This is a genomic window from Acetobacterium fimetarium (assembly GCF_014284475.1).
GTDB classification, from domain to species: Bacteria; Bacillota; Clostridia; order Eubacteriales; family Eubacteriaceae; genus Acetobacterium; species Acetobacterium fimetarium.
Genome location: NZ_WJBC01000040.1, coordinates 1 through 8,780 on the forward strand (window position 1 = coordinate 1; position 8,780 = coordinate 8,780).

Here is an 8,780-nt window from a genome sequence, read left to right on the forward strand (position 1 = left end):
GGTTTCACTTAAGAGTATCATCAGTGGCGTCCCCGGAAGCTATCACTATCTCGCCTTTGTGGCAATGGCGCTATTTGCAGTTTCGTTAATGGCTATGACGGTTACACTGTTTAAGGATTCAAAAAAACTTTGGATTGCTGTGTTGGTGATGGGGGCGGGTATCATGTCGCGTGTTGTTATGGGCTTTTCGCCAACCGTGTATGAGTCTGGAGCCCGGACATTTCTATTTCAATACATTGCGATGGTGATTTTCGGTCTCCTCTTATTTCAAGAGTTTAATCAGAAATTAACAGTTCAAAATCAGAAAAGATTATTTGTTGTTATGACTATTTTAGGAATTTGCGGTTATGTAGAATCATTCCTTAAGCTAATCTAGAACTAGCGATGATCGCACATAAAAAACGTTAAGAAAAGGCTCCTAATGGCGATTTATGTTGCCATTAGGAGCCTTTTTGGCTGGTTAATCAGAACTAGATGAACTGGATACGGTTTTGCTTTTAATCTCTTTGCTGATCTCAGTTGCTTCATCTGAGGGGGCATAGGTCGTTTCATAGACAAATTTATAAAGAGCTTTGATGTTATCAACCAACGTACTGGGGACAACGTAAGATACCCCATCGAGTGTGTCTAATGAAATATACTCATCGGTTGGGAAGCGACTCTGTTCAATATCTTTTGAAGGCATCAGGGCAAGGTTTATACCGTATTTTATGAGCTCCAGAGTAGTGAGAGAAGTCTCCACGTAAGGCAGGGTTGCCTTGACGAGCTTAAATTGATCCATGGGTTTAAGATCCAGTGCTTTGGATAGGACTTGCTCGAAAACAACCCGTTGCCGCAGGGTCCGATCGAAATCGCCGTCGCCAACATAGCGCACTCGGCAATAGGCCAATGCCTGCGAGCCATCAACAACCTGGGGGCCGATGTCTTCCAGCGGCAATGATCCGGTATTGACCTTGTCATTGACATCCATCAGATATTCGTTAACCCATTCGAGTTCATCTTCACTTTTAATATCAATACTGACGCCTCCGACTGCATTAACCATTGTGACCATCGCACTGAAATCAATGGTCACATAGTCGGTAATCGGGGTGTCAAAATTTTCATTGATGGTTTGAATTGCCAAATCGGGTCCACCGTAGGCGTAGGCGGCGTTTATTTTATCATAACCATATTTTGTGTTGATATACACATAGGTATCTCTCATGAGTGACGATACTTTTACTTTACGATGCTCATAGTCGGCAGAGGCAATCATGATGGTATCGGTACGATCGCCCTCGACTCCATCGCGGCCATCCACACCAAAAACGGCAACATTAACAATTTTATGCTGTTTGGCAAAAGCGGCCGCCTCATTACTGATGCCGTAACGGCTTAAATTTCCCTGCAGATCACTGGTTACATTTTCCAGGAAGAAAGTATTCACAGCAAAAGCTGCAACGACAAGGAGTAGAATCAGGATAAAAAATGTTCTGAAAAACTTTTTAAATCCATTTTTGCCTTTTTTCTTTTTAGTCTGTTGGGGGGCCGAGGATGCAATGGACGGGTGTCTTGATTTTGCGGGGGGAGACTTGACTTGACGGGTTGTTAGCTCCCGTTGCTGTTTATCTTGCTTTGAATTTTCGCTTGTTTTATGCTTTGAAGCAGGCGTTCGCCGATTTTCGATTACATTTTTTTTTCGTTTACTCAATACTAATACCTCATTTGGAAATCGTTCTCCTGCAGATATGTTATCAGCAAGTTAGTGCAAAAAAGTGCATTTTTAGCGTTTCTTTAAGGAAGGCAGGGTTACTTAAATTTGAAAATGCATCCGAGTTATTTAGTTTTAGAACTTCTAGTGAAGTATTATATCATATTTGTAAAATAATGTAAAAAAATATATTTGAATAGAAATATAGCCGGGAACGTAAATCTTGTTATACATTTCGCTAAAACTTTGTTATAATATGGGTTATAGATTCAGACTGAATATAGGAGTGGGGTTAATATGGCAAACGAACAGGAACTCAATGGAAAGAATGAGTACTTTGAATATGTTGAATCACGAATTGAGAATTTGGAAAAGCTGATTTTACAAAAGGATGACGAGCTAAAAGCGCTAATTCTTAAAACAAGCCAAAGCAAACCGGCTCAAAAGGGAAATGACTCAAGTGAAGATCTGGTTAATATAAAAAGGGACGGTAGCTTTGACCGCGTATTTCAGGATATTAAAGACGAAGAAGCACGCTTTTTAAAAAATGAAGGTGGCACACCTAAATATGAAACTGAGGAACTGAATAATCAACTTGTCAATATTGAGAAAAGAGAAAAAATGGTTCAGGAGATGTTGGACTCTCTCGGCACTGCACTAACAATCCTCAAGCAACGCCATGAAGAGGTGAATCGTAAGGAAGAAACGCTGAACAGTGAGTATCAAAAACTTCTAAAAATTGAAGAGTTGTATAGAAAGTCTGAAGGGCTCGATTCTTTGGGTTCAGCCTTTGGGCAGTTTCCGATTGGTAAAGGAAGTTCTAATAATCAAAAAAGAACACCCGTAAAGAAAGACAGCGAGGAGTGATTTGATGAAATTAAGTCTTGGAAAATGTTGGGGTTTATTGATTTTTGATATCATTGGTTTAGCTATTTCAGGTTATGCTTATTTACTGGGTTATCAGATTATAACAACCCTATCGAATGCAAATGCCTTTATCATACTGATGGGATTCTTCGTTGGTATCAAAGTGGTGGTATTATCATTATATGATCTGAACCGGAATATGCTGCATAAGAACATACCTTTTCTGGGGGCACTGATTTCCATTGTTGGAAACGGAATCATTTTTGCCTTATGTTGGTTTCTGATACCGGAAGTTCCAGTAATCTTTTTCATTGGCTTGTCGATTGTTGATTTTTTAATGGTCACGCTATGTCATTTACTGTGGTGGGTACTGATTGGGAAAGATGATGAAGGGACCAGGATTACCGATGCAATTGATGCGAAAGACGACCTGGTCAAAATAGATAAAAAATCCGGCAAGAAAAAAGATGAAGTCAGCAAGAAAAAGAGGGGAGCCAAAGAAAAAAAAACATGGCTTAACCAGGATGATGATGAAGGTTCGGAGTATGACAGCATTTTTACGAGTCTATTGGAAAACGAGAAAAAAGGTCAGAAAAGTTACCGTGAGCCGGAAAAGATAAATGTTTTTGAGGAAAAACGCTATCAGACCAGCGACTTTTTAAACGAAATCAAAGAAAATTTGAAAAAAGATCAGAGTATGCCGGCACAGCGATCTGAAACCAGAGCAATTCCTATTTCACAAAGTCCGGAACAGCGGCAAAAGCTTGGTGAAAATAGGACTTCATCCGAAATACCGGGTAAAAAAAAAGAAGTAATTAATAGTGAACTGTCCCTCAATAAAATGAACAAAGAGGATGAACAACTTAAGAATAAATCAACAAACCGAATGATTGATGCAACGGTTCCCTTGTCAAAAATGGATGGGAATAATTTGTTTGCCGATTTGCCAGGTATTCAGGGAGAAGAAAAAACGGTTGCGGTTAAAAGTGGGGATCGCTCAGATCATGATTTGAAAACGAACGAATCCGGTGCAGAAAGTGAAGAAGATTTTCTGATGATTGAGAGACGTTTGGGATTTCTGCTGGGTGAGATTGAAAAATCGATGAAGGAAACGCAGTATCTTCAGAATGCGGTGGGTGATTTTCAGAAAGAAGTGGAAACCTACACGCCGATTACCAGTGACGAAAAAATCATCGCGGCCGGTAACTTGATTCGGGAAAAACTGAAGACAATTATTGATAAACAATTTGTCGTTGATGAAGTATTGGATGATCTGATTCGTTTATCTAAATTGATCAACAATCGGATTAATGACCTGGACATTATCGAAGCGGGTCTAAATCAACGGAAAATTGCTTTGGATCAAAAAGATCTTCTCTTTGTAGAAGAGCGCAGCAGAAGTGCAGAAGATGCAGAAATAGAAATAATGCCAGAGGAACTTGTGATGGAGGATCTCGATTCAGAATTTATTGTTGCTGAAGGAGATTATGACACCATCCGGAAATATCTGACTCAGAACAAGTAATAATAAAAGATTGAGAGCCGGTTCTTTCAGAATGAAAGAACCGGCTCTAACTATTTCTTTTTCTACTTTGTAGCTGGCAATTTAAAATCGCAGCAAAAGCGTCTGAAAGCCGTCGAAAAAGCCGAAAAAAGAGATAATACCGGCAGTCATCCAGTTGCGGAATAATGATTTTTTTTATTGCGGATTTTCAAAAAAAATGGTATACTGCTAGCTGTATAAAAAGTTGGTGTATTGGTTAAAAATGCATCAAAACTTATTTTTATTAGGAGGAAAAGGAATGAAAAGAATCGCAAAGCTCGGTGTTTTGATGATGGCAGTTGCCATGATTTTCTCTCTGGCCGCTTGTTCTAGTGGATCAACCACAACAAGTAAGAGTGACACAAAAAAATATGTTATTGCTACTGATACAACCTTCAAACCATTCGAGTATGAAAACGACAAGGGTGAACGAGTGGGTATCGACATTGATCTGTTAGCAGCCATTGCAAAAGATCAAGGTTTTGAGTATGAACTAAAAGCAGTTGGTTTCGATGCTGCTTTGGGAGAAGTAACATCCGGTCAATCTGATGCTATGATTGCTGGCATGAGTATCACAGATGCCAGAAAAGCTACTTTCGATTTTTCTGATCCATACTTTGATTCAGGCGTGGTTATGGCTGTATCAGCATCAAACACGACCGTCAAATCTTATGCAGATCTGAGCGGACAGAAAGTTGCCGTTAAAAATGGCACAGAAGGAGCCACATTTGCAGAATCCGTCAAAGCACAATATGGTTTTGAAACTGTTTCTTTCCCAGATTCAGCAAACATGTATGAAGATGTTAAAGCTGGAAATTCCGTTGCATTATTTGAAGATTATCCGGTTATCGGTGATGCCATTGCAAGTGGCGTGCCATTGAAAATGGTTGGCGACATGCAAGCCGGAAATTCATATGGATTTGCTGTTAAAAAAGGCCAAAATGCTGAATTGCTCGAAATGTTCAACACGGGATTGGCAAACTTGAAAGCTAACGGCGAATATCAGAAAATCCTAGATACCTATATTAAAAAATAATTTGTCAAATATAATTTAACACGTTATTTATTTTAGAAATCATCTGTCAGCAGAAGTTCTGCTGTCAGATGATTTCTCTAAGTTATCTAAAAGTGTTTACTCGCGTGTGAGTAAAGACTATTGGACAACTGGACCCATTGAAGGAGGTTAACGTGAGTATACCAGAATTAATTGTACAGAATTGGTCCCGCCTATTGGGGGGACTTGCCATGACCGTTGAACTGACCATTATTTCACTTATTATTGCAGCCGTATTAGGGCTGACATTTGGTCTGCTATCGGTTTCAAAGAAAAAAACACTGCGTGCAATCGCACTTGTTTATGTTGATATTGTTCGAGGAACACCTTTGCTGGTACAGGCATTTTTTATTTACTTCGGGATTCCGGCGGCACTTGGCTTGCGATTGGATCCGAACATGGCCGGAATTATCACGCTCAGTATGAATGCCGGTGGGTATCTGGCAGAGATTTTCAGAGGTGGAATTGAATCCGTCAATAAAGGCCAAATGGAAGCGGCTCGTAGTTTGGGTTTGCCGTATAGTTTGGCCATGACCAAGGTTATTTTGCCGCAGGCAATTCGAACCATGACGCCGGCACTGATTAACCAATGCATTATTACGTTAAAGGATACTTCCATCCTTTCAATTATTGGTATTCAGGAATTGACGCAAACAGGACGGCTGATCATTGCCAACAATTACCAGGCCTTCGAAATGTGGACAATTGTTGCGGTTATGTACTTTATCATCATTATGATCCTGACAAAAATATCAAAACGCATCGAAAGGAAGATGTCTTATGGGAAAAGTAAAAATTAAAAACCTCAAAAAGAGTTTTGGCGATTTAGAAGTTCTGAAGGACATTAACCTTGAAGTTCATGAAAGAGAAGTGATCTGTATCATCGGTCCATCCGGATCCGGGAAGAGTACGCTTTTGCGCTGCATTAATGCGTTGGAGGTGTCTAGCAGTGGAACCATTGAGGTTGATGGCAATGATATCACCAACGCTGCCGATAATGAGCTCAATAAATATCGACAAAACATCGGCATGGTATTTCAGCAGTTTAATCTTTTCCCGCATATGACGGTTTTAGAGAATATTTCTTTTGCTCCGGTAGCACTTAAATTAAAAACAAAAAAGGAAGCTGACGAGATGTCGCTTAAACTTTTGCGACGGGTTGATCTTGAAGAAAAAGCAAATATTTATCCAGAGCAGCTTTCTGGTGGACAACAGCAGCGGGTTGCAATTGCCAGAGCTTTGGCCATGAATCCAGACGTGATGTTATTTGATGAGCCGACCTCGGCACTGGATCCTGAAATGGTTGGTGAAGTTTTAAATGTCATGAAGAAACTCGCAAAAGAAGGAATGACGATGATTGTGGTGACACATGAAATGGGATTTGCAAGGGAAGTTGCAGATCGGGTTATTTTTATTGATGAGGGTTTCATTGTCGAAGAGGGACCACCGCAGGAAGTATTCGGGAATCCTAAAAATCAGAGAACAATCAATTTCCTGAATATGGTTTTATAATTTTTCAATTAAGCTGTTGTAAGCGTGTGATACTGTTGCGCGTTTGCAGCAGTTTTTTTATTCCCGGCGATGGTAAGGATTACAAAACAGGCAACAGAAGACACTGTCGTGGAGCTGCTTGAAATTGCCGAGCTGCAGGATGTAAAAAAATAATCGCAAAGATTTAGGATAATAGCGAATACTAAAAAAAGATGATCACGAGGGATATCTGAAATTATCGGCAAATTAATAACGTAGTACCGACAATTGTTACATCATGTTGTATGCATCAGAGCGGACACGGCGATAGCCTGTCCGAATCTGCAGCATACAATCGATTAAAAATTGTCGGTACGGGAGGTCGATAATCTGAGATGCCTTAACGGTCATCTTTTAGATTCATTATTTAACTAATTGCGAAATTTTTATATTCTGCGTATGTTCGATCGGTTCCCAAATTTCAATCGGTTTGAGGAAACACAATACGTTGATCGGAATCCAGGATGCCAGGTAAAACCAGAAGGAAAAGACGGACAGATGATTAATTTCACGAACTTTCTTGCCTTCCAGCCACAACACCATGACGGTGAAGATAATGCTGAACACAACCCCGCCAACAGAAAAAATAATGGCGAAGGTCAGCGCATTAGACCAGACACTGGTGGTGATGAACAGCATGCCCAAAATAATAAAGGAACAGATCGTGTAAATAAAGGTTAGAACCTGTGTGAACGGGGCAACCAAATACATGATCATATCAAGGGCACAAATGTTTTTAGTTTGACGAACACAATCAAATAGCTGGCGATGATATCGTTCAAAACATTGAATGGTACCGGTTGACCAGCGCTTGCGCTGAGACCAGGACTGTTCAAAGGTGAGGGGGTGCTCATCGAAGGTAATGGCTTCCGGCACCCATGCGACGCGGTAGCCCTTGATGATACATTGGGTGGTGAATTCAATATCTTCGGTTAGGCTGAACGTTTTAAAGCCTTCTTTTTTGATGACATCGGTATGCATCATAAAACCGGTTCCGTTTAAAGCGGCGGATAATCCGAGCTTATAACGTGACAGGTTTAAAAAGCGATTCAGCGTCCAATAGAATACCGACTGGCAACCGGAAATCCAGGAATCATTGGGATTTTTGCTGTCGCGATAGCCCTGGGCGATTTTTTCACCGGATTCGATGACGTTGTTCATTGATGAGAAAAAATGCTTGTCAACCACGTTATCAGCATCGAAGATGCAGAAGGCATCGTAAACATCATTTTTACTGAAGATGTAATCAAAGAACTGTGAAAGTGCGGCGCCTTTTGATTTAACTTCGGCGGTACACATCATAATCTTTGCTCCGTGTTCTTGCGCAACCGCTCTGGTATTATCGGTGCAATTATTGGGAATAACATAAATATCCATCAACTCTTCCGGATAATCCTGCGCGTGCAGGCTTTCAATGAGATTGCCGATGACACCGGCTTCATTTCGCGCTGCGATTACAGCGGCGATGCGGTTTTTGGGAAGTGATGCGGTATATTTATTATGTTTGGTATAGCCAAACAATCCGACGACCAAAAAATAGATACCATAAATAAAAAACGGGATACCTAAAATAAATAATAGGGTAAAAATTTCTGAAGCCATTTCTATTTATTTTCTCCTTCTATATTAAGTTGTGAAATGTCATTTCAGCATGACACAACCACCACTAATGATTAAATCGGTGGTGGTTGCGGTTGTCATCCTACAATGCCTTTGGTTTCGTACATTCTATCACGGAAGAGCATTATTATCAATAAGATGGAGTAGTTCCAGAAACAATGCACCATAAATTTTAAGGTAATTTAAAGGTTACATTGCAATTGCAACTTTTATAAATCTTCCGGTTTCTTGTCGATGAGTTTAGTTCGTGACATTTTACTGTTTTGTATGTCATCCGCATATTTCCACAGAATGACAAAACCAATGGGCCAAGCCAAAAGACTCCAAATTAAAACCCACGCAGCACTGGAATAAAACGGCTTTTTCTGTGATTTTTCTTTATTGCGATCAGCCTGATTTATGGATTCATCAGCAACTGCTTTTTCTTCTTCTGCCAGCATTTTTATTTCCCCCTTGTTTTAGAATCGCATCAT

Annotated in this window: 9 protein-coding genes; 6 read left to right on the top strand and 3 right to left on the bottom strand. The window is 40.1% G+C overall.

Annotated features, from left to right (window positions below; genetic code table 11):
* On the top strand, window positions 1-376 hold a 376-nt coding region (locus GH808_RS14530), incomplete at its 5' end, for a hypothetical protein (RefSeq protein WP_186843508.1).
* 84 nt (window positions 377-460) lie between these two features.
* On the opposite strand, the gene GH808_RS14535 is transcribed toward GH808_RS14530, so the two are convergent.
* Window positions 461-1,693, bottom strand: a complete 1,233-nt coding sequence (locus tag GH808_RS14535; protein ID WP_186843509.1) for an LCP family protein — start codon at window positions 1,691-1,693, stop codon at window positions 461-463.
* A 297-nt stretch (window positions 1,694-1,990) separates the two neighbouring features.
* On the opposite strand from GH808_RS14535, the gene GH808_RS14540 reads away from it, so the two are divergent.
* From GH808_RS14540 to GH808_RS14560, 5 genes are all read left to right on the top strand, one after another.
* Window positions 1,991-2,560: a hypothetical protein gene (locus tag GH808_RS14540; protein WP_186843510.1), complete on the top strand. Its 570-nt coding sequence runs from the start codon at window positions 1,991-1,993 to the stop codon at window positions 2,558-2,560.
* 4 nt (window positions 2,561-2,564) lie between these two features.
* Window positions 2,565-4,085 (top strand): glycosyltransferase family protein, encoded by a 1,521-nt coding sequence (locus GH808_RS14545; protein WP_186843511.1) that lies wholly within the window; start codon window positions 2,565-2,567, stop codon window positions 4,083-4,085.
* Between the two features lie 277 nt (window positions 4,086-4,362).
* Window positions 4,363-5,139 (top strand): transporter substrate-binding domain-containing protein, encoded by a 777-nt coding sequence (locus GH808_RS14550; protein ID WP_186843512.1) that lies wholly within the window; start codon window positions 4,363-4,365, stop codon window positions 5,137-5,139.
* Between the two features lie 152 nt (window positions 5,140-5,291).
* Entirely contained in the window at window positions 5,292-5,957 is a 666-nt protein-coding gene (locus GH808_RS14555; RefSeq protein ID WP_186843513.1) for an amino acid ABC transporter permease, read from the top strand.
* On the top strand, window positions 5,938-6,669 hold the full coding sequence (locus GH808_RS14560; protein WP_186843514.1) for an amino acid ABC transporter ATP-binding protein: 732 nt from the start codon (window positions 5,938-5,940) through the stop codon (window positions 6,667-6,669). Before GH808_RS14555 ends, GH808_RS14560 begins: the two co-directional genes overlap by 20 nt.
* 381 nt (window positions 6,670-7,050) lie before the next feature.
* Here the strand turns inward: GH808_RS14560 and GH808_RS14565 are convergent, their stop codons facing one another.
* The gene (locus GH808_RS14565; RefSeq protein WP_186843515.1) at window positions 7,051-8,289 is read right to left on the bottom strand and encodes a glycosyltransferase family 2 protein; all 1,239 of its coding nucleotides are present in this window, start codon (window positions 8,287-8,289) and stop codon (window positions 7,051-7,053) included.
* 227 nt (window positions 8,290-8,516) lie between these two features.
* Window positions 8,517-8,747 carry a hypothetical protein gene (locus tag GH808_RS14570; protein ID WP_186843516.1) on the bottom strand — a complete coding sequence of 77 codons (231 nt, stop codon included), beginning with the start codon at window positions 8,745-8,747 and terminating at the stop codon, window positions 8,517-8,519.
* Window positions 8,748-8,780: the final 33 nt, after the last annotated feature.